We start from the raw sequence: 21,865 nt of genomic DNA on the forward strand, positions 1-21,865 counted from the left end.
GACCGGGGGGAACGCCGTCGCTCACGGGGAGGGGCTGTAGTCGTCATGCCCTCGTACGGGCTGCCCGTACGCGTCAAGGCATGCGCTGGAGCGTGCTCCTGAGGACTACTCAGGAGCAGTAGGCCACTTTCTGCTGCCGCCGTTTCTCCGGCCCACCCCAGATGAAGCAGAAAGGGATGCTCTGTGCACCCCAAACCTTGGTTCCGCCTGCCCAGGGCCCGAAGACTGGGCAGGGCGGGAAAACTGACCTCCGCCGTCACCTCTGCCGCCGCGCTGGCCGTGGTGGCGGGCCTCGCGGTCCAACCAGGCGCGGCCAAGCCGAACGCCGCCCCGGTGGGCGACTCCTATTCCTGGTACGACGACACCGCGGCCGAGCAACTGCGCCAGGACCAGTGCCTGATGGCCGACGTACTGCGCCTGGGCGGCCCCGCGATGGCCGCGACCGCGCAGAACGGCCTCGATCAGACGCCGGACAAGCTGCACGCCTTGGCCGACCGGAAGAGCTGGGAACAGACACCGCTCGCCGTCGCGTACAAGAACGACCGCGACACGGCCGGCAAGGAGATCGACGCGCTCTCCGCTCAGCGCGAGGGGTGGAAGAAGCCTCTCAACGGCCTTCAGAATCCCGGCGGGTTCACCGACGCGGAGTTCCACTGGCCGCCCGACGGCGACAAGAGCTTCTACTCCCAGACCGGGCTGTCCGCCTGGGTCGCCGACCGGTTCTGGCAGAACGACTCCGACTTCTACGACGACGCCACCCCCAAGGTGGACGCCAGGACTCTCAAGGCCGTCGACGACCTCGGCAGCCCCCTCTACGCGAATTTTCCCGACCCCAGCCAGCCCGGGGGGAATCGCACGCTCGCCGAGCGCGATGCCTTCGAGTGGATGCACGGGGGCCCCGCGAGGAATGCGGGCGCGGACGACGCGCGTGCCTTCCTGTCCTCGGGCGGCTTCGCGCGCACCGCGCCGCAGCCGGGAACGCCGGAATACCGCATCGCCGTCGAGGACGTGAAGTCCCGCTTCGCCGCCTGTGGTTGGCGTGACCCGCTCGACCCGGACAACGTGCTGGGCGACGTCACCTCCGCCGCGGCCGACGAGTGGCAGCAGGAGGTCGCCTCCCAGGCCACCCAGCGCAACCAGATTCTCGACGCGAACGAGAACGCCGTCGACGCTCTTTCCAAGGGCGCGAAAGCCTTGAGCGAGATGCTGGGCCAGTCCTGGGTGGCCGACCACCTCACACGCTGGCAGGACTACTGGAGCCCGGGCGGTCTGGGCTGGGTGGGCGACAGCCCCACCGTCATCGAGGTGCACGCCGCGAAGGACAAGTGCCTCGACGTCCAGGGCGCCAAGAAGGACAGCGGCACGCCGGTTCAGGTGTACACGTGCAACGGCTCCGCGGCGCAGAAGTGGGTGCTGTGGGGCAGCGAGGACAAGCTGCACCTGCAGAACGTCAACTCGCTCAAGTGCCTGGACGTGGCCGGGAACGACACGGCGAACGGCACGAAGATCCAGATCTCGTCGTGCAAGGACTCCACGTCGCAGACCTGGGCGTCCGAGCTGCGCGGTGCCACCAGCCTGAAGAGCGTCGGTACGGGCAAGTGCCTTGACCTGCACACCTTCGACAACGGCAATGACGCCAAGCTCTACACCTGCAACGGCTCCTCCGCGCAGCAGTTCGACATCAAGCCGTCCGGCCACGACGGCACCGGACAGCTGGACTACCCGGACAAGGCCCAGTTCACCAAGGCGACGGCCGGGATCGCCGCGGCGCAGACTGCTGCGAAGAAGCAGCTCACTGTTTTGAAGACGCAGCTGGCCGCCGCGCAGAAGGCGGCGACGACGTCGGACACGGCGGTGCAGGCCGCTTACGGCATCGCCGACACCAAGGGCGCGCCGCGGGGGCGTGGCCTACTGGTGGGGCAGCAGAAGGACCAGGTCACTCAGGGTGCCGCGGCGGCTGTCGCGGCACTGGAGAAGGCCGGTGAGACGGCCGAGGCCGCCACCCGCGCCTCCGCCGGCGACAGTGCGACCATCGCGCAGCGGGCTCTGGCGCAGGCCGCGCAGTCCAAGGCGGAGTTTCGCAAGAAGGCTGCCGAGACGGCCGAGTTGCAGGCCAAGGCGGCCGCCGACGCGGCCAAGACACACCGGGACAACGCCAAGAAGGACAAGGAGGACGCCGAGGCGAAACTCACCGACGCCGTCAAGGCGGAGGGGGACGCGAAGGCGGCCGCCGCCGACGCACACGCCAAACGCCTCTCCGCCGAGGCCGAGGAGAAGACGGCCAAGGCAGAGAAGGCGAACGCCGCCGCCAGCCGCGCCGAAGCCGCCCAGCACCGCAAGAACGCCGAGTCCGAGGCGACGAAGGCGAAGGACGCCAAGGACAAGGCGGAATCCGCCGAAAAGACCGCCGGGGACCGGCGCGACGACGCGGTCAAGGCCAAGGACCACGCCAAGTCCCTGCGCGACGACGCCTGGGACGCCGAGCAGAAGGCCGACGCCGCCCGCGCAAAGGCCGATGCCAAACAGGCGTACGCCGACTCCCTGGACTCCGGCGACGCGGCCGACGCGGCCCGCTCCGCCGCCAACGAGGCCGACGAGCACGCCACCGACGCCGAAACCGCAGCGACCAAGGCCCGCTCAGAGGCGGATGCCGCCACCCAGGCGGCAGCCGACGCGGACGCCGCGGCCACCCGCGCCGAGGCTGCCGCCAAGCGCGCCCGCTCCGACGCGGACGCCGCCCAGGCCGACAAGCTGAAGGCCGACGCCGCCGTCAAGACCGCCACCAGCGCGGTCGCCGACGCCATCAAGGCCTCCAAGGACGCCTCCGCCGAGGCCAGGGCCGCGGTCAAGCTCGCCGACGAAGCCGAACAGCACGCCAAGGACGCCAAGACCCAGGCGAACACCGCCAACGCCGAGGCGGCAAAGGCCCTCGCGGCCGCCGCGAAAGCCGCCGGCTACGCCCACGTCACCGCTCAGGCCGCCGCGGACGCTGGCAAGTCGGCCGAGCAGGTCGCAGACCCGTCCAACGATGCCATCCAGCTCGGCTCCGCCTACGTCGACACAGACTCTGCCGCCGGGCTCGTCGTCCTGACCGGACAGGGCTCCAAGTCGATCGCCGACCAGCAGCAGGCCGTCGCCGAGGCGCACGCCACGAACGCCGCCGCCGAGGCCCGGTCCGCCAAGAACCTCGCCGACCAGGCCAAGGGCGACACCAAGGAGGCCTACCAGCACGCAGCCAACGCCGCCGGATACGCAGCCGACGCCCGCACGTACGCCAAGGACGCACTCGGATATGCCGCCGACGCCGCCAAGGCCGCGTCCGCCGCTGCGTCCTCACTGGCCCGCACCGTCGAATACGACAATCAGGCAACCGAGGACGCCGCGGCCGCCGACAAGGCCGCAGGCAACGCCGAGGGTTACGCCAAGGACGCCCGCGACAGCGCCGACGCCGCCGAACTCGACGCCTCCGCCGCCCGCTCAGCGGCAGCCCAGGCCGAACAGGACGCCAAGGACGCCCGAGCCGCCGCCACCCGCGCCGACACGGCCGCCACCGAAGCCGAACAGGCCGCCAAGGACGCCGACAAATACGCCAAGGAAGCCCAGGAAGCGGCCGACAGGGCCGAAAAGGCCGAGAAGGCGAAGCAGATCAACGACGGGACCGTTCCCGACGAGAACGGCCACTCGATCGGCAACGTCTTCCACGTCATCGACCACATCGAGAAGGTCGGCGATCCGGAGGTCATCAAGAAGACCGGCGGCTGCGACCACTGGTGGGACCACCTCGCCTACCGGGGCAACTGCACGATCACCTCGAAGATCAAGTACAAGGCCGTTGTCGACCTGTACCTGTGCAGTGCCGAGGGCATCGACCCGCAGAAGCTCATGTGCCCGACCGAGGCCACGACGTATCTCGGCCAGATCACGACCGGCGAACTGTCCCAGGAAGTCACCCACACCATCACGATCGCCGAGTGGCAGGACGGCGTCGATCCCATCGACATCCTCTTCGGCAACTGGATCAAATGCGCCCAGAAGTTCACCTCCGGTTTTGAGAGCGGCAGCTGGAGCGGATGCGCCTGGGCATCGCTGGACGTCGCCAGCCTGTTCGCCGGCAAGCTCATCCAACCCATCGCGGAAGCAGTACGCGCCGTGGACGCCGCGTTCGTCACCGGCATCGGCGTCCGGGACGCGCTCCAGGCCCTCAAAACCCTCAAGGGCGTCGACGCCGCGGCGGTCGCCGCGATCGAGAGGGAGGTCCAGACTTACGAAGAGGCCGTGACCGCGTGTGAGAGGAACAGTTTCCCGGGTGGCACCCGGGTACTGATGGCCGACGGCACGCGCAGGCCGATCCTGGACGTTCGAGTTGGTGACCTGGTGCTGGCCACCGACCTGGCCTCCGGTCGCGCTCGGCCCGAGCCCGTCACCGACACCTTCCGGCATCGCACGGACCACCTGGTCGAGGTCTCTCTGGCCGGCGGCGGCACACTGACGAGCACGAGCGGACACCGGGTGTACGTGGCCGGGCACGACTGGGTGCACGTGTCGGACCTGCGGGTGGGCGACCGGCTCCGGACCTCGGACGGGGCCCTGCAGTCCGTCACCGCCTTGCATGACCGGCCCGGGCTGGCTCCGCGTCCGGTCTACGACCTGACCGTCGACGGCCTGCACACCTTCTACGTCCGCCCGCAGGGCGGACACTCCCGGGACGTACTCGTCCACAATTGCCTGAACCTGGTGCAGGACGAGGGCATCGAGGGGGCCCATACCCTCGAACACCACGTGCGGCCCGGCGACACTGACATGGCGAACGCGGCCAAGGCGAAGGGCAGGGCCAGCCGGTGGAACGACGAGGCGACGGCCGTCAGGAGCGTTCAGGCCGCGTTCGATGCCTGGATCAAGAAGCCGAAAAATGTGCAGCGGTTGGACTCGTGGCTCACGGAGCAGTCCCGGAACCCGGCGTTCGATCCTCGGCACGACCTGCTCGACTTCGAATGGCAGCTGAGGAACGAGGGGTCCCTTGGCCGCGTCTGGGTCAAGGACGGAGTACAGGGTGAGCGCACCGGAAACCGGGTCGTCGTCCAGCTCAAGTACGCGGGCAAGCACAAGCCCAGCAGGTACGTCGTCTACACGTCCTATCCGAAATGAGAAGATGACCGTGATGACAGGACAAGGCGAACCAGCTGAACACGCCCGAGACGACGCGTTCATCCTGGACATCGGGCTCAGTTGGCTCGCGTCGAAGTCGGCGTACCCGATGTGGCTGTCCGCAGAGGACTCCGCCCGGTTCGTACCCCCGAATCCCGTGGCCGCCCAGCTGGGTCTGGTCGAGGGAGCCGTCGGCACGGTGCACCGCGCTATCGCCATACAGATCGGCGAGGACGCGCGGAGGCTTCTGTCCTCCGCGCTGCCGGACGACGTGCTGCGCACCGTGTGGCTGGGAGCCACGGAAGGGTACTTCGACCCCGCGGCTCACGGCCTGAGCGGAAGGGAGTGGATGGCGCGGATCGAACAGACGTGGACCGCAAGCGTCCGCGAGGCCGACGCCATGTTCGTCCCGCCCGCGCCGCAGCCGGTGACAGACGCCGATCTGCGCAAGCGTGTTCTCGATCAGATCGGCACCGTCGCCGACGGCCTGGAACGGGCTGCCGACGAACGATCGCTGCCCGGTCTGGTCCCCGCGCTGGAGCAGGTCGTCACAGGGGCCTGCGCGGATCTCGGGTTCCGGCTGTTCCTGCGGGCCATGAAGGAGTATTTCGTGACCATCGACGAGAACCGTTGCGAAGCCTTCACCGCCCTCGGTGAGCGCTTCGGCTACCCGGAGTTCCTCGTGGACGACAACCTCAACGTCGGATAGGGCCGTCCTGGCCTGACAGCACACGGGCCCTGCCGAGCCAAAAGGCCACGGCTCGGCAGGGCCCGTCTCGTGAACCAGGGGGAACGGCCGGACCACGTAACGCCCCCACCCCGCAGCCCCGTTCAAGCTCCGTTAATAAAAGACACTAATCTCACCCATCTCCTCGATGCACCGGAGCGCCCACCGGCCCGAGCACGGCGGTGAAGACCCTGTCGGATCCGACTTCGAACGCGAAGACCGCAACGTCATCTGGACCAGTCGCCCACAGTCGTAGGCGGACGGCGAGACAGCCTCAACGATTGGAGCGCCACCTCCGCAGTGAGGAGACGGAACGCGATGCCACGCTTCGCGCCATTCGATTTCGGTGTGCCGACGGCTATGGGCCTCTTCCATCAAGACTGGATCCACGACGGGGACACGGCCACCGACGTCGTCGCCAAGCAGCTCTCGGCGTCGGTCGACGACGAGGCGGTCCTGGCGATACGCCGCGACGCGCGGACTCTCGGCAACCTGCCTTCGCCGACGCTGGAGGTGTTGTGGGAGGCCGGATCGCAGTACTTCCCGGCCTCGAGCGGGTGGCGGGAGGGTGGACGCGGACGGTTGTCGCCCTGCGCGACGCGCGACTGTCGGCGAACACGGATGTGCGGCCGCTCGCGGGGCGGACATCGAGGACGGCTTGACCTGCCTCGACGCGGTCGTCGCCGAGATCGAGTGCGCACGGTTCCTGCCGGCTGAGGTGCGTGCGGCGCTCACCGACTGCGCGAACCGCTGCACCCCCGAAGTGGCGTTCCGGGTGCTGCTGAGGGCGATCAGGTGTGCCCCTCCCGCCCGAGCTCGGCGGAGAAGCATCACTGGCGGTCTGCCCATCCACATCGGCGCCGCCCTGCTCGGACACCTCAACCTGAAGACCCTCCAGGGCTACGTCGCGGTCTTCGCCGAGGACGTCGTCACCAACTACCAAAGGTTCCTGAACCACCGGCGGTCCCTCCGGCCGGAGATCGAATGCGCCGAGGTCACGCCCGAGGAATGGGCCGACTTCGAGGAGCACTTCGACAAGCGCAAGGTGTCCATCGGCACCTGCGCACGTGCCTTCGGAACCCCGTGCCTCCATGAGCATGCTTGTGTCAGATGCTCACTCCTCCGACCAGATCCAGCCCAATGGGTACGGCTCGTCGACATTCGCGACAACCTCATCGCCCGCATCGCGGAGGCCGAGCGGGAAGGCTGGTCAAGTGAAGTCAAAGGACTCCGGGTCAGCCTTGCCGGCGCGGAGGAGAAACTTGCCCAGCTGGAACGACGTTGCCACAAAGAAGCCGATGTCGACCTTGATATGCCCATCATCAGGAGCGAGGACTCGTGAACGCCGACGCCGATCATCAAGACCCGAGCCGGGACCTCAGCACATGGACGATCGAGCGCCTTCAGTCCTTCGCCTCGAGCGCTCGGAGCCGGCAGCTTGAGGCCGTACGCGTCGTTGCACAAGACCATGCCTATCGCACCGGCCAACCCCGCGAAGTCCGCCGGCAGTGGGCCACGCTGTCGTTGCAGGCCAACCAGCGTCTGCCCGGCGATGGTCTGTGGGATCGAGCACGGACGGCTCATCAGAACTTCATGCTGCGGATGTGGGTGATCGACCACCTTGGCCCTGACAGCGAGGACCAGAGCTGGAGCCCAGATACGCTGGCGACCGACACCATCGCCGCGCTTTCCCTCACTTCTACTGAGGCCCGTGCTCTCGCCAATCACTGGCGCGACCTCGCCGTCGAGCAGATCGGCGAGCTGCGGCGACACAAGAACCTGACGGCGCATCTGGATCGGCTCATCCAGCATCTGCAACCCGGCTCAGTACGCGATCGACTTCTCGCTTGGGCTGAGACGCACCAGTACCTGCCCTGAACGAAGTCGCGAGTTCACACCACCCCCGCGACGCCGATCTGAAAGCTCAGAGAAGCATGCATCCGTTGCCCGATGCTCCAGGTCACTCCAAGATGCTGTCCCGCCTCGGGGAACCGAGAAGGACCTTCTCCTCCGCCGCCAACGAGCCCAGGAAGAGCGGTGGCCCGGCGAAGTCGAAGGCATCGACTCGACCATGACCGAGCAAGGCTCACCGCTGTGCACGTTCAGGCTCCGGGCCGTCCGGTTCGTTTAGCTTCCCGAAGGGGACATGCACACTCGGCGTGCTGCGGGCGGTGCCCGTGAGGTGGCCGACCTGGTCGTCGAAAAAGATGTGGGGTCTGAGGACCTCCATGATCGTGCTCTTGTCGATGCCGCCGAGGAAGAAGGCGTCGTTGACGGTCACGCCCCAGTTCTTCAGGCTGCGCACCGGGCGTTCGTGAGCGGGCGCGGCGCGGGCAGTGACGAGGGAGACGTGGACGCGAATCTTGTAGTCGGCGTCTTCTGCCCGTCGTTCTGCTTCGCGCTGCTGGAGCCGGTTGACGCCTGCGAGGAAGTCCCGCAGAGGGCCCGGGTCGTGCGGGGTGGCGGCGTTCGTCGTCTCGTGGGAGCGAAAGCCTTCGAGGCCATCGACCTGATAGACCTGTTCCGAGGCGTCGTCGGCCAGGACTCCGTCGAAGTCGAAGGCGATCCGCAGGTCTTGGTCGTCGCCCTCGTCAGTCCCGGCTGGGCCGAGCACGCGGCCGGCCGGTAGGCCAAGCGCGACGGCCTCGCGGACATCGTCCTCGTTCGCGGACAAAAACAGGGACATGTTCAGGGCCGGCATAAAGCGGTAGGGCGAGCGGCCTTGCATGAAGATGGCCCGGCTGATCGGCAGAGCGTGTGACTGGATGGACCGCATGACCCGCAGCCCGGTGTCGGGATCGTTGCGGGACAGGATGATGACCTCGACCAGAGGATCGTCGGGTGAGAGTTCGTTCAGGGACAGCAGCCTGCGAACGAAGGGGAAGGCGACCCCTCTGCCCAGCGTGTCGTCCAAGTGCTCTTCCTGGTAGGCGCGGTAGGCCTGCACTCCCTGTTCGCGGAAGACGGCATCCGCCTCTGCCAGATCGAACAGTGCGCTGGAGGCGATACCGACGACCAGGCGGTTCTTGAGTTCGTAGACGGCCACGGCGTCCTCCCCGAGCACGCAATCATGCACACGTCCACATGGTGCTCCGCTTCGCCTCCTCCGAACCCCTGACGGTACGGACAGAGCAGGACGGAATGGCATTCGACGAGGAGACCTGAGCCGGCCTGGTCCAGCACCAGCACCAGCACCAGCACCAGCACCAGCACCAGCACCAGCACCAGCACCAGCAAGCCTGCCGCGTCCTACCTTCCGCTCATCAGCCGTGTCGCCGCCATGCGGGCAGATGGGCGAGCCCCGTGTCGAGCATGATGGCGTCGACGGTCTCAGGCAGGGTGCTGTCAGCGCCGATGACGGTCTCGATGCCGTCGGGCAGCAGATCGAGCGGCTGGTACCACTCGCGCAGTCGTGTCTCGTCTACGTCATCGGCGATCGGCTTGGTGGCGTGCCGGGCGAGGGTCTCGGCCAACGGCACGTCCAGGTAGTAACCGTGGGTCCGACCGCGGTGCTCGGCGCGCAGCCTGACGAGCATGTCACCGTAGTGGCCGGCGTGGAGGATGCCTTCGACCATGACGTGATAGCCGGCATCCAAGGCGTAGCGGGCGGTCAGGTCGATCAGACCGATGTTCGCCGCTCCGGGCCGGTCCCGCTCGCTCAGCACGACGCGACGGAGGTTGTCCTGGCCGACCAGCGCCAGGCCACGGCCGAATCTGTCTCGGAGAGCGGAGGCGACGGACGACTTCCCCGAAGCACTGTTGCCGCGCAGGACAATCAGCCGGGTTTCAGCGGTTCCCACTATCACGGCGGTCAGCCTACCGACAGCCGGTGACTGCGCCGGGTGCCTTCCGAGGCATCGTCGGAGCCGACCTCCCGGAGGCACTTCTGGGCCCGCCTCAGTACCGACGGCGACGCTCCGGCGGAAGGATCACCGTCCGCGGGGCGAGGGCCACTAGGCTGCCGAGCCGTAGTGGCCTCGCCTCAGGAGTGGATTTTCATGGTCGATCCCGTCGGGAAGCACCCGTACCCCGATGCCCTCCGGCCGGACGGGACGCCCGCCCCGCACGCGCTCCTCGCACCGGTGATCGGACTTCTCGGCACCTGGGCCGGGCGGGGCAGCGGAAGCTACCCGACGCTCGACGAGGAATTCCTCTACGCGCAGGAGGTCACGTTCAGCCACGACGGCCGGCCCTTCCTCCAGTACGAGGCACGCGCCTGGCTGATCGACACGGACGGGGCTCCGCTACGTCCGTCGGCCCGGGAGAGCGGCTGGTGGCGAATGCAGGCCGATGGGCGGGTGGAGGCGTTGATCACCCAGCCGACCGGTATCGCGGAGATCATGGCCGGCCGGGCGGCCGACGGCGCGGTGGACCTGGACAGTCAGCAGGTGGCGCTCGCCCCCACGGCCAAGGAGGTCGTCGCCACCCGCCGTCGATACACCTTGGCGGACGCCGACACACTCGACTTCCTCCATGACCTCGCGGCGGTCGGTCAGCCCTTGCAGCACCATCTTTCCGCGCGGCTCCGACGTACGGGTGGCAGCTGAGGCCAACGGTCGCCCGCGACCGAGCAGGCACGACCGGGGGCAGGCGCGCACGCGGGCCGGGAGTGCGCGGGTCGGGAGTACGCAGTGGGGTCGCGCCCAGGAGCAGGTTGCGGCCGCGTGCAGGCGGTACGGACCCCGTTCACCGGCCGGCGGTGAAGTCGCCGCCGCGCTTCTCGTGGGTTCCTTGCCGGGTGCCGCCGTGTACGGGGGCACCCGGAGATCGGCACGGTGCCGGCCCGTACGCCGCGTCGTCGTGCCGGAGGCTGCGCGCTCGTCCCGTACGTCGCGCTGTCGTGTCCGTACGCCGCGCCGTCGTCCCGTATCCAGCGCAGTCATACCATGCGTCGCGCCATCGTCCCGTACGTCGCGCCGTCGTGTCCGTACCCTGGTCGCATGCGCATGCGTCCCACTCTGAGCTGGATCCCTTCCGGGGATCTGCAGCCCGGCACCACGGATCTGGAGCCGGTCGCCGCCGCGCTGAGCACCCGAGGTGTGCTGGTGCTGAGCGGGGCCGGCATCTCGACGGAGTCGGGCATCCCCGACTACCGGGGCGAGGGCGGGAGCCTGCGTCGGCACACCCCGATGACCTACCAGGACTTTACCGCGACCGTTCAGGCCCGGCGGCGCTACTGGGCGCGCAGCCACCTCGGCTGGCGGACCTTCGGCCGCGCCCGTCCCAACGACGGACACCGGGCCGTGGCCGCGTTCGGGCGGCACGGTCTGCTCTCGGGTGTGATCACACAGAACGTCGACGGTCTGCACCAGGCCGTCGGCAGTCACGACGTCGTCGAGCTCCACGGCAGCCTGGAACGGGTCGTCTGCCTGTCCTGCGGCGCCCGCACCCCGCGCCGCGAACTGGCCCGGCAACTGGAGGAGGCCAATCCCGGCTTCGCGCCGGTGGCCGCCGCCGTCAACCCGGACGGTGACGCGGACCTCACCGATGAGCAGGTCGGGGACTTCCATGTCGTCCCGTGCACGGTCTGCGGCGGCATCCTCAAGCCGGACGTGGTCTTCTTCGGCGAGTCGGTTCCGCGGTCACGGGTCGAGCACTGCCGTCAGCTGGTCCGGGAGGCGTCTTCGCTGCTGGTCCTTGGCTCGTCCCTGACGGTGATGTCCGGGTTGCGGTTCGTCCGTCAGGCAGCCGACGCGGGGAAGCCGGTGCTGATCGTCAACCGCGACGCGACCCGGGGCGACCAGCACGCCCTGACCCGGGTCGAGCTTCCCCTGGGCGCGGCGCTCACCACCGTGGCCGGACGGCTCGGCATCCCCTTGGACGAGGCCGCGGCCTGACCCTGGAGGCGGAAGAAGCCAGGCTCCACCGAGCGATACCCCGTGTCTCGGCACGGCTCAGTCGGCGCGCCGGAAGCGACCGGCCCAACGACGAAGGGTCCTGCCCGGGCGGCGGAAGCGGGAGGGGGCCGGTGATCGGCGGCCCTGGGTGCCCACGGGGCTTCTCCCGCCTGGACCGCGCTCCCAGTGCCCGTCCGGCGAAAGGAGCGGTGCCTTGCGTTCCTTCTGGACCTGGATCTCGACGTGGGCCGCGTGCGAGGTCGCGCGGAACGCCTCCTCGTAGGAAGCGAGAGCCTCGTTCACGGCTCCGCCGGCCAGACCCCGCGAACGGACGCGGGCGGCGAGCCGGACGAGGAAGCCCAGGACCGCGGCGAGGCCGCCGGCCATGACGACGAAGGGCACGAGCGCATCCATGGAGTGAGGCTACCGGCCGCCCCCGACCCATGGTCAGCCGCTCCGCCATACCGGAGGACAGTCGCAGCGGTCGTACATCCAGGGGCCGCATCTCAAGCCGTCCTCTCCACCCGCCGGGCCTCGGACGTCCGAGCCGTACGAAGGCGGGCCGCGGCCCGGCACGGCCGATCGAGTCGCCCGCTCGGGTGAACAGCCGGATACTGGCTACATGGCCCAGAAGACCGCGAACTCACACGGGCCGTCCACCGTGACGGTCAAGGGGCGGGACTACCGGCTACGCAGCATCGGCTTCTTCGTGCTGGCAGCCCTGACGATCTGGTTCATCGCAGCCAACACCGGCTCCGTGACCATCCGGCTATGGATTCCCAAGGTCACCCTCCCCCTGTGGATCGTCCTGACCGTCACCCTCCTCGTCGGCATCCTGATGGGGCTGCTGATCGCCTACCGCAGGGCCCGCCGATAGCCCACGCCTCGAACAGCTCGGAGGCCCGACCCCGACCCGGCCGTCCCCGGCCACTTCGGCTACCCGGGAGCCGAAAACCGACGTTCGGGAGATAGCCGCGTGCCGGTTGGGCAGGCTCCTCAGATGTCGACGTCCGACCGAAGGCGATTACCCACCCGCAGACGACCCTTGCGGCCCTTCTTCGGGAAGGTCCGGCTCACCGATCCCGAAGTGTCCGACGCGGAACGCGAGTTGTTCGGCGGCCCATTGCGCTACGACATGGGCTGGTCCCGACACGAGCACGCACGGCTCGACTTGACGATGCTGTCCGCGCTGCGGTCGATGCCGGCCCTGGTCGGGGTCACCCTGCGCATGGCGTGGAACACGGATCGCGGAGCGCTCATCGCCGTCGGGGTGAGCGAGATCGGGCAAGGCGCCGCCGGCGCCGTCGGGCTGCTCGCCGTCAACGTGGTGATGCACGCCCTGCTGGGTGCGGGTACCGCCGTGGAGCGGTTGCACGCTCTGATGCCGGGCCTGCTGGCCGCCGCCGCGATCGCGGTCGTCAACTCCGCGCTGGCGGGCTGGTCCACGTCGCGGGCGGGCCGGCTGGAACCGCTGGTCGAGCGGATCGCCACCACCCAGTACCTGGCCGCCGCGGTCTCCGTGGAACTGGAGGCCATCGACGACCCGGACTTCCGGCGGCTCATCGACATCGCCCAGTACGGTCCCGCTTCCGCCCGCCGCATGATCGGCGCCTGTGTCGCGGCGCTGAACGGCACCATCTCCCTGGTGGCCACGGCGGGCGTGCTCACCGTGCTGCACCCGGCGCTGCTCCCGATGCTCATCCTCATCGCCGCGCCGCGCGGCTGGGGCGCGATGCGGGTGGCACAGGAACGCTATGTCTCGGTGATGAGCTGGATCGAGCATCTGCGGGCCAGCCGGCTGATCGGCAATCTCCTGACCGAACGCACCGCCGCCCAAGAGGTACGCATCCACGGCGTCGGTCCGTTCCTGCTGAGCCGCTACCAGCGCATGGCGCTCAGTGCGGAGGCCGAGCAGGAACGGCTGGCCTCCAGCAAGGCGGTGACCGAGTGGGTGGCCGCCGCACTGTCCGGACTGGCGATGGCCGCCACGTACGGAACCATGATCTGGCTGATCATGAGCGGGCACATGAGTCTCGCGGTGGCCGGCACCGCGGTGATCGCCGTCCGGTCGGGATCGGCGAGTCTGGGCGCCCTGGTGATGAACGTCAACACCCTGCACGAGGAGTCTTTGTACGTCCGCGACCATGGGCGTTTCCTGACCGAGGCGGCCGCACGGGCCATCCCCGAGACGGGCGATCCGGTTCCTGAGCGGGTCAAGCAGGTCACGCTCGACGAGGTCACGTATCGATACCCCGACCGCGAGGCTCCTGCGCTTGACCGGGTGACGCTCACCATCCCCATGGGCTCGGTCACGGCCGTCGTCGGTGAGAACGGCTCCGGCAAGAGCACCCTGATGAAGATCCTCTCGGGCCTGCTGCTCCCCCAGGAAGGCACCGTGCGATGGGGCGACCTGGACGTCGCCGGGCTGGAGCGCTCCCAGGTGTTCGAGCGCGTCGCACTGCTCACGCAGGATTTCCAGCGATGGCCCGTGACGGCCGCGATGAACATCCGGATCGGGCGCCCGGAGCACGAGGCCGCGCCCGAAGAACTGTGGGCATCCGTCGACTACGCGGGAGCCGGCCCGGTCGTCGACAAACTCCCCGACGGGCTGCGCAGTCTGCTGGCCCGCGTCTTCCGCGGTGCCATCGAGCTGTCCGGTGGCGAGTGGCAGAAGATGGGGCTGGCCCGCACGCACTGGCGCAGCTCCACCTCGCGGGCGGACAGTGTCCTCATCGTGGACGAACCGACCTCCGCCCTCGATCCGGAGGCCGAGATCGCGGCCTTCGACCGCATCAGGGGGCTCGCCGACCCGCACCGCGCGGTCGTCCTCGTCACCCATCGCATGTCCGGCGTCCGCCACTCCGACCGCATCTACGTGCTGCACCAGGGACGGCTGGTCGAGGAGGGCGGGCACGACGAGCTCATGGCGGCCCGGGGGCGCTACGCGGCGATGTTCGCTGCCCAGGCAGCCCAGTACGCGCCCACGGACACCGTCCCGCACCCCGACCCACCCGGCCTGGTGGACCCCGTGTGACTCCTGTGCCGGAGCACGGGACTGTCGTCGGGACCACCGGGTGGAACACCTGGACCTTACCGAGCACGAGCACGATCACCGGGCACGAGCACGATCACCGGGGTCGGGGTCGGGCTCGGGGTCGGGGTCGGGGTCGGGGTGGGGGTCGGGGTGGGGCTCGGGGTCGGGGTCGGGGTGGGGCTCGGGCTCCGGCCCCAGCTCAGGGAATGCAGGTGACCTGCGAGGACGCCACTGCTTACCATCGGGCGCTTGCAGTTCATGTCCTCCGCCCCTGATCGGTCGTTTCGTGAAGTCTCTGGTTCCTGGTGTGCTGCGCGACGAGCCGCAGTTCACCCGCCTGTTCATCGGGCAGTCCCTGTCGGTGGTGGGCGACCGTATGTCGTTCGTGGCCGTGCCCTTCGCCGTGCTCTCCGTGGGCGGGTCCGCCTCGGACGTGGGGCTGCTGGCCGCCGCGGGGCTCGTGCCCATGCTGCTCTTCGCCCTGGTGGGTGGGGTGTGGGCGGACCGTTTCCAGCGGCACCGCATCATGCTGACCTCGGACCTGGTGCGGTTCGCCGTGCAGGGGCTCGCCGCGGTACTGCTGTTGGCCGGTGTCGCCGAGGTCCGGCATCTCGTCGTGCTGATGATCGTGTTCGGCACGGCCGACGCCTTCTTCATGCCGGCGGCGACCGGGCTGATGCCCCTGCTCGTCGGGGCCGACCGGCTCCGGGAGGCGAACGCCCTGCGCGGGTTCGTCCAGTCCGCCGCTCTGGTGGTCGGCCCTGTCCTGGCCGGCGGCCTGGTCGCGCTGGCGGGCCCCGGCGGCGCACTGGCCGTGGACGCGCTGACCTTCGCGGTCAGTGCCGCGTTCCTGGCCCGGCTGACACCTCGTGAGAAGGCCGCCGAGCCGACGCCTGCCGGCTCGGGAGGAAGTTTCCTCCGAGAGTTGCGCGACGGCTGGACACAGGTTCGCAGCCGGACGTGGGTGTGGTCCGGTATGGCGGCGATATCGGTCTACCACGTCGTCGTGCTGCCGTCCGTGTTCGTGCTCGGGCCCGTCCTGGCCGAGAGGGAGTGGGGCGGCGCGGCCGGCTGGGCCGTCGTCACCGCGGGCTTCGGTATCGGCTCCATCGTCGGAGACGTCTGCGCCTACCGGCTCAAGGTCAGGCATCCGATGGCGCTCGCCGCCGCCGCGCTCGCCGTTGGCTCCTGCCAGGCGGTCATCATCGGGTCCGGCGCGACGGTCGCCGTGATCGCCGTCCTCGAAGCGGTCACCGGCGTCGCCGTCTCGCTCTTCTTCGTCATCTGGGAAACCGCGCTTCAGACACACATCCCGGAGGCGGCCCTGTCCCGCGTGAGCTCCTACGACTATCTGCTGTCGACGGGGCTCATGCCGCTGGGCCTCGCGCTCGCCGGCCCGATGTCCGATTCCCTGGGCGTGCGGCCCACGCTGTACGCGATGACGCTCATCGCGGTCCCGGCCGCACTCGCGCTCCTCTGCGTGCCCGCCGTACGACGCCTTCCGGCGCACGCCCCGGCCGCGACCAGCGGCAGCGTCAGCGTCCATACCGCTCCAGAGGTGAGCATCCCCTGAAGCACGCCGCCGACCGGAGCGCCTGAGCCCGGCCGGACCCGGCCGGTGATCCACGCGGCCGGACGGCGACAGCTGCCGTCCGACCACGGCGTCCGGAGCCCGGATCCCGTACGCCGGACACGATGCTCCCGCACTGAACGGCCGTATCCCCCTTGCCCCGTTCGGGGATGAAGATCGTTAGCCCATCCGCCGCCCGCGGCGACACCTCCACCGTGCCGCATCCGCTTCGACGACCTGCGCGGATGCCCCCGCACGAGCGGTCACCGCGGCCGCCCGGGTGACATCGGTGCCGTCGCCTCCTGTTGCGGAGCTGACGGAGCGTCGGTTTTCTCGTCGTGGAGATCACAGGAGCGCCGAGCGGACCGGTCGGCCACTGCTTTGTCGGAGGATTCCCTTGCGAAACACACACGTTGGCGTCGGTGTCGGACTGGCCCTCGCGGTCATGGCGCTCCAGGGCCCGGCCGCTGTGGCCGCCGGTGACACGGAGCTCCACATCAACCCGGGCAACGCCACGCCGGGCTCCACGGTCAGGGTCACCACCACCGCCTGCGGCCCGGACGTGACGTACGGCAAGGGCGAGTCGGTGCTCGCCGGCCAGTTCCATCTCTTCGAGGGTGACCGCAAGGGCGTGCTCGCGGGTGAGTTCCAGATCCCGGCGAACGGAGCGTCAGGAACCGACACCGTCACGGTCAAGTGCCCGCCGCGGATCAAGCTCACGGACACCTACAAGATCGCCGAGCGGTCGCCGAACGGCGCCATCCAGGCCGGCTTCGGAAACGCCACGGACACCAACACCCAGGTCGCCGTGGGCGGTGCCCTGATCAGCGCGGCCGCGGCCGGTGCCCTGTTCCGGATGCGCCGCCGCTCGCACGGCGGCGCCCGGTCCTGACCTTTCGCCGCGTCACCCGGCCCGGTACGGCGCCCGTTTCCAGGACCGCGGGAACCCATCCCGTCGGCTCCCTCAAGGCAAGAGGCTCGACTTTGAAGGAATCCAGGGACAAGGCCGGTACGACCCCGCGCATGTTCGTCCCACCGGTCACATATCTGGTCCTGGCACTGGTGGCGGGCGTCCTGCTGGTGCTCGGCACGATGGTCGACCGGCGGCCCCCGCAGCCGTCGGCCGACCAGGCCTTCTCCGCCTCGCGGGGCCGGGCCGGCTCGACGGCACACACCGCAGTCGCGCCGCTGCCCCGCGCCGAGCCCGTACGGCTCCGTATCCCTGCGATCGGTGTGAACGCTTCCCTGGCACGGCTGGGCCTCGACAGGACGGGGGCTCTGCGGCCCCCGCCCGAAGGCGAAGCCAGTGTCGCCGGCTGGTACGGCGACGGCACGGCGCCCGGTTCACGGGGCACAGCCGTCACCACCGGGCATGTGGACACACGAGCCGGAAGTCCCGGCGTCTTCTACCGGCTCGGCGCCGTCACCAAGGGCGAGACGATCGAGGTCGATCGGGCGGACGGCCGCACCGCCGTCTTCACGGTCGACGCGGTGGAGGTCTACGACAAGGACAGGTTCCCCGAGAAAAAGGTCTACGGCAGCTCCGGCCGGCCCGAGCTGCGCGTGATCACCTGCGGCGGGTCGGCCGGGGACGACGGATACCGCGGCAATGTCGTGGTGTACGCGACCCTCACCGCCGTACGGCAGACAGGAGCGGGGTAGCCCGCCGCCTGGAGCCGAAGTCGGTGAGCGCCGGACAGCGGTCCGAGCAGGGGCCGGAAGTGACGCCTGTCCCCTCACGGCACTCGCCCGGTGATTCGCCTGCATGGGCCGGGGAACCCGGCGTGGGTTCTTCGAACAGTGCCTGCCGGCTCCGGAGCCTGGGAGCGTCAACGGGGAACGGCGGGGCGGGGAGCAGCCGTACGGGCGCGACAGGCAGGATCAGGAAGTGAGGACGGCTCGTGGAGTACGAGTTGCGTGCGGAGTACGCGGAGGACGCCCCGCCGGAGTCGGTCGGCGCCCGCGTCGCGCTGTGGCACATGACAGAGGCGGGCGAGACTCTGACGCTGTGCAAACGGCGGCTCGATCCGGCCGCCTGGACGCAGCCGTCCAAGGCCTGGGGCACCGACGCGTCCGATCCCTTCTGCCCCGATTGTGGGGTGAAGTATCTGCGGATGAACGTGGGCTGAGAACGTCGGCGCCGGCTGAGAACGCGACGAGCGGACGCCTCGGGGTGGGAGGCAGGGGCACCGCGAGTGTCCCTGCGCGGCGACGCACTCAAACGTCCCGGCGTCCTGTCGTCAGCCGCCGTAACCGCCAATGCCCCCGCAGGGGTGAACCTCGTGTCAACCGGCGACCGATGGGCACCCGGAGGCACCGGACGGACGGACCGCCCAGGAGCCGTCACCGCGGGAAGGTGGAGAAGATGGGGCATGGTGGCAACGTCATCGACGAGCTGACGACCGATCATCGGGAGGTCGAGGAGATCTTCGGGCGCATCGACCGGTGCGCGCCCGGCGACAAGGACCGGAAGGTCTACGCGGACCAGGTCACGATGGAGCTGGTACGACACTCGGTGGCCGAGGAGGCCTACCTGTACCCGGCCGTACGCCGGCACGTGCCGAACGGTGACGCGCTGGCCGACCGGGAGATCGAGGACCACTCCAAGGCTGAGCAGATCATGAAGGATCTGGAGGGTCACGAGGCGGACGACCCCGAGTTCGACCGGCTCATCGGAGACCTGATGCGGGAAATCCGCGCTCACCTGGCCGACGAGGAACAGACCCTGTTCCCGATGCTGCGTGCCGCCTGCACGCCGGAGGCCCTGAACGATCTCGGCGACAAGGTCCGCCGGGCCAAGAAGGTGGCACCCACCCGTCCGCACCCGTCGGCCCCCGACACCCCGCCCGCGAACAAGCTCCTCGCACCCGGTGTGGGCATGGTCGACCGGCTGCGCGACGCGCTGAGCGGACGAGGGAAACTCGACTGACGGGCCCCCGCTACGACTGTCTGTCGCCCCGACCGCTCGCACGGTGTGTCGGGGCCGCTGGTGGTCCGGCGTCCGGCGCGCGCCTCAGGACTCCTCGGCCTTCAGCAGCAGTACGGCGATGTCGTCGGTCGGAATGCCTTGGGGCCAGGAGTGGTGGATGAGCTTGTCGACGAGCCGCTCCGGACGGGACCCGTCGGCGAGAAGCTGTGCGAGCCCGCTCGTCATCCGGTCGAGATCGGTGCCGGGCACCTCGACCAGGCCGTCGGTGTACAGGGCGAGGGTCGTCCCCGGGGTCATCTCGACGGTGGTGATCGGGTACGGGAGCTCGACACCGATGCCGAGCAACGGGCCGGGCTCGATCTCCAGCACCTCGGGCCGTTGCCCGGGACGGTGCAGAAGCGGTGGTACGTGACCGGCGCTGGCCAGGCTCACCTGCCGGCGGGCGAGGTCGATGTGCGCGTACAGGCAGGAGACGAGGAGGTCGGGTTCCAGATCGGCGAGGACGCGGTTCGTTCGGGCGAGGACCTCGTCGGGCCGCGCGCCGGCGGTGGCGTGGACTGCCGTACGGACCTGCCCCATGAGCGCGGCGGCCGCGATGTTGTGGCCCTGGACGTCGCCGATGACAGCCGCCGCGGTCGCGTGGTCGAGCCGGATGAGGTCGTAGAAGTCACCACCCACGTCCATGCCGTGGCCGGCGGGGAGGTAGCGCGCCGCCACCTCCAGTCCGCGGACAGTGGGCAGCCCCCGCGGGAGGAGTGCCCGCTGGAGGGTGTGGGCCAGGGCGTGCTTGGCGTCGTAGAGGCGGGCCCGGTCCAGGGCCTGGGCGACGAGCCCGCCCAGCGAGGTGAGGACGGCCCGGTCGTCCGCGGTGAACGCGTGGGGGCGGGCGTAGGTGAGGATGCAGCAGCCGACGGGGCGTGCGTCGCTGATGAGGGGGAGGAAGGCCCAGGCCTGCTTGTCGCTGATCCGTGGTGCGGCGGGGTAGCCGCGGGCGAGCTCGTCGGGGTCGGCGAAGAACAGGGGGTTCCCGCTGATCAGCGCTTCGCCCGCAGGCGTCAGGCGGGTGTTCACGGGAAGGCCGTCGAGGCGTTCGATGGTCTGAGGGTCGTAGCCGTGGTGGCCGACGATCTTCAGGCGCCCGGCGTCGGCCGCGGAGAGCACCATGCCGTCGGCGCCGAAGGCGGGAAGGATCTGGACGGCGATCAGGTCGACGACGTCCTGCACGCCGACCACGTCCGTCAGGGCTGCCGCCAGATGCACCAGCTGGTACAGACGGCCTACGGACGCGGCGGGCGACGCGGCCGCGGCGGGGACGACCGCGCCGGGCGCCTCGCCGGGCCGTGACCCGCGAGGCTTGATACGGACGCTGATGCCGCTGGAATCGGGGTGGAGATCGATGTCGAGCCAGGTGTCCGGCGGCCGCAGAACGGTGAAGCCGACGGGCTCACGGCTCATGACGGCCGTGCGGTAGTGGTCCTCGACGAGGACCTGGTCCATCCAGGGCAGGGACTGCCACGGCCGCGTTCCCAGGAGATGGCTGACACGGCGGCCGAGGAGGGAGGCGGCCCGGCTGGTGAGGAAGGTGATCCTGCCCTCCAGGTCGAGGGCCACGAAGCCTTCCGGCAGCCGTTCCATGAGATCGGCGGGCGCGTGGGCGGACAGGGAGAAGGCCTCGGAGGCGCCGTCCAGGGAAATCATGTGGGGCTCGTCCGGCGGGACGAACGTCCTGCCGGCCTCGTCCAGCACCCTGGCGACACGCCGGCCGAGCGCCGCGAAGTTGCCCTTTTCCCTCGGCGAGGCCCGGCCGGAGTGACCGGCCGGCCAGATCAGGAACAGCGCGCCCCAGCAGCGGCTCCGGCCGGCGAGTGGTGCCGCGGCGAGAGTGAACCTGTAGGGCAGCGCCGCCGCCGTCTGTGGATAGGAAAGGGCCATCTCCTCCTGCGAGCCGACCCACACCACGCGGTCCTCGCGAAAGGCGTCGCAGACGGGCACGGACGCGGTGACGGGCACCTGTCGCCAGGAGACCGCGATGTCCCCCGGCAGACCGCACGCCACCTTCAGTCCCAGCAGCTGCCTGGTCTCGTCCACCACGTAGATGCCGCCGCCCGACGCGCCGGTGCGGCGCACGGCCACCGTGAGCGCCTCCTCCAGCGGCTCGACCCCGCTCGGCTTCCCGGCAGGGCTCGTCCTCCGCGCAGGGGGGCGGCTCGGTTCCTCGACGGGGCCCGGCTCCTCGGGGCCGCCCGGTTCCCCGACACGGGTTGCTTCCACGGCGCCGCTCGGCTCCACGGCACGGGTTGCTTCCACGGCACCGGCCGGTTCCCCGGCGCCGCTCGGTTCCACGGCACGGGCCGGTTTCCCGGCACTTGCCGATTCCACGGGATCGCTCGGCTCCTCAGCGCGGACGGGCGTCGGCCTTCGCGGATCGGTCGGCACAACGGCGAGCCTCCTCCCGCGGCCGTTCTCGGCGGTCCGGTTCACGTACGCCGACCTGCTCGCCGGGCAGCGTCGGACATCCGAAGACCTACCCGTCCGGCCACCACGTTCGCGCGACGTCCTTTCGGACCTCGGGACGCGGACGCCTGTCCGACTCCTCCGGCGTGCGACGACTGGCCTCGGACTT

General features: G+C 69.8%; 17 protein-coding genes. 13 read left to right on the forward strand and 4 right to left on the reverse strand.

From position 1 onward, the window contains the following. Positions 1 to 183: 183 nt before the first annotated feature. The 4 genes from ABZV42_RS03350 to ABZV42_RS03365 all read left to right on the forward strand — a co-directional run bounded on the left by ABZV42_RS03350 (position 184) and on the right by ABZV42_RS03365 (position 7,750). On the forward strand, positions 184 to 5,145 hold the full coding sequence (locus ABZV42_RS03350; protein ID WP_356050762.1) for an RICIN domain-containing protein: 4,962 nt from the start codon (positions 184 to 186) through the stop codon (positions 5,143 to 5,145). A 13-nt stretch (positions 5,146 to 5,158) separates the two neighbouring features. Beyond that, positions 5,159 to 5,854, forward strand: coding sequence for a hypothetical protein (locus ABZV42_RS03355; protein ID WP_356050763.1), 696 nt, complete (start codon positions 5,159 to 5,161; stop codon positions 5,852 to 5,854). A 676-nt stretch (positions 5,855 to 6,530) separates the two neighbouring features. Further along, a complete protein-coding gene (locus tag ABZV42_RS03360) occupies positions 6,531 to 7,214 on the forward strand; it encodes an integrase (protein WP_356050764.1) in 684 nt (227 codons plus the stop codon). Further along, positions 7,211 to 7,750, forward strand: coding sequence for a hypothetical protein (locus tag ABZV42_RS03365; protein ID WP_356050765.1), 540 nt, complete (start codon positions 7,211 to 7,213; stop codon positions 7,748 to 7,750). The genes ABZV42_RS03360 and ABZV42_RS03365 overlap by 4 nt, the downstream gene beginning before the upstream one ends. Positions 7,751 to 7,958: 208 nt before the next feature. On the opposite strand, the gene ABZV42_RS03370 is transcribed toward ABZV42_RS03365, so the two are convergent. Together ABZV42_RS03370 and ABZV42_RS03375 are read right to left on the reverse strand one after the other, a co-directional pair. After that, a complete protein-coding gene (locus ABZV42_RS03370) occupies positions 7,959 to 8,918 on the reverse strand; it encodes a 5'-nucleotidase (protein ID WP_356050767.1) in 960 nt (319 codons plus the stop codon). 217 nt (positions 8,919 to 9,135) lie between these two features. After that, entirely contained in the window at positions 9,136 to 9,687 is a 552-nt protein-coding gene (locus tag ABZV42_RS03375; RefSeq protein WP_356050908.1) for an AAA family ATPase, read from the reverse strand. Positions 9,688 to 9,870: 183 nt separating this feature from the next. Between ABZV42_RS03375 and ABZV42_RS03380 the strand changes: the two genes are divergently transcribed. Together ABZV42_RS03380 and ABZV42_RS03385 are read left to right on the forward strand one after the other, a co-directional pair. Beyond that, positions 9,871 to 10,419: an FABP family protein gene (locus ABZV42_RS03380; RefSeq protein WP_356050768.1), complete on the forward strand. Its 549-nt coding sequence runs from the start codon at positions 9,871 to 9,873 to the stop codon at positions 10,417 to 10,419. 393 nt (positions 10,420 to 10,812) lie between these two features. After that, on the forward strand, positions 10,813 to 11,709 hold the full coding sequence (locus tag ABZV42_RS03385) for an NAD-dependent protein deacetylase (protein WP_356050769.1): 897 nt from the start codon (positions 10,813 to 10,815) through the stop codon (positions 11,707 to 11,709). A gap of 57 nt (positions 11,710 to 11,766) precedes the next feature. Here the strand turns inward: ABZV42_RS03385 and ABZV42_RS03390 are convergent, their stop codons facing one another. Further along, complete coding sequence (locus ABZV42_RS03390) at positions 11,767 to 12,123, reverse strand: hypothetical protein (protein WP_356050770.1); 357 nt, start codon at positions 12,121 to 12,123, stop codon at positions 11,767 to 11,769. Positions 12,124 to 12,331: 208 nt separating this feature from the next. Between ABZV42_RS03390 and ABZV42_RS03395 the strand changes: the two genes are divergently transcribed. The 7 genes from ABZV42_RS03395 (at position 12,332) to ABZV42_RS03425 (ending at position 19,242) form a co-directional block, all read left to right on the forward strand. After that, positions 12,332 to 12,586: a LapA family protein gene (locus ABZV42_RS03395; RefSeq protein ID WP_355979430.1), complete on the forward strand. Its 255-nt coding sequence runs from the start codon at positions 12,332 to 12,334 to the stop codon at positions 12,584 to 12,586. A 123-nt stretch (positions 12,587 to 12,709) separates the two neighbouring features. Beyond that, entirely contained in the window at positions 12,710 to 14,743 is a 2,034-nt protein-coding gene (locus tag ABZV42_RS03400) for an ABC transporter ATP-binding protein (protein ID WP_356050771.1), read from the forward strand. 286 nt (positions 14,744 to 15,029) lie between these two features. Next, positions 15,030 to 16,316: an MFS transporter gene (locus ABZV42_RS03405; RefSeq protein ID WP_356050772.1), complete on the forward strand. Its 1,287-nt coding sequence runs from the start codon at positions 15,030 to 15,032 to the stop codon at positions 16,314 to 16,316. A 394-nt stretch (positions 16,317 to 16,710) separates the two neighbouring features. Beyond that, positions 16,711 to 17,205, forward strand: coding sequence for a sortase (locus ABZV42_RS03410; protein WP_356050773.1), 495 nt, complete (start codon positions 16,711 to 16,713; stop codon positions 17,203 to 17,205). 131 nt (positions 17,206 to 17,336) lie between these two features. Further along, positions 17,337 to 17,975 carry a class F sortase gene (locus ABZV42_RS03415; protein ID WP_356050774.1) on the forward strand — a complete coding sequence of 213 codons (639 nt, stop codon included), beginning with the start codon at positions 17,337 to 17,339 and terminating at the stop codon, positions 17,973 to 17,975. A gap of 239 nt (positions 17,976 to 18,214) precedes the next feature. Further along, a complete protein-coding gene (locus tag ABZV42_RS03420) occupies positions 18,215 to 18,442 on the forward strand; it encodes a hypothetical protein (protein WP_356050775.1) in 228 nt (75 codons plus the stop codon). A gap of 236 nt (positions 18,443 to 18,678) precedes the next feature. Continuing rightward, positions 18,679 to 19,242, forward strand: a complete 564-nt coding sequence (locus tag ABZV42_RS03425; protein WP_356050776.1) for a hemerythrin domain-containing protein — start codon at positions 18,679 to 18,681, stop codon at positions 19,240 to 19,242. An 84-nt stretch (positions 19,243 to 19,326) separates the two neighbouring features. On the opposite strand, the gene ABZV42_RS03430 is transcribed toward ABZV42_RS03425, so the two are convergent. After that, entirely contained in the window at positions 19,327 to 21,621 is a 2,295-nt protein-coding gene (locus ABZV42_RS03430) for a SpoIIE family protein phosphatase (protein WP_356050777.1), read from the reverse strand. Positions 21,622 to 21,865 lie beyond the last annotated feature (244 nt).

This window comes from Streptomyces sp. NPDC005281, from assembly GCF_040607495.1.
Lineage (GTDB): Bacteria > Actinomycetota > Actinomycetes > Streptomycetales > Streptomycetaceae > Streptomyces.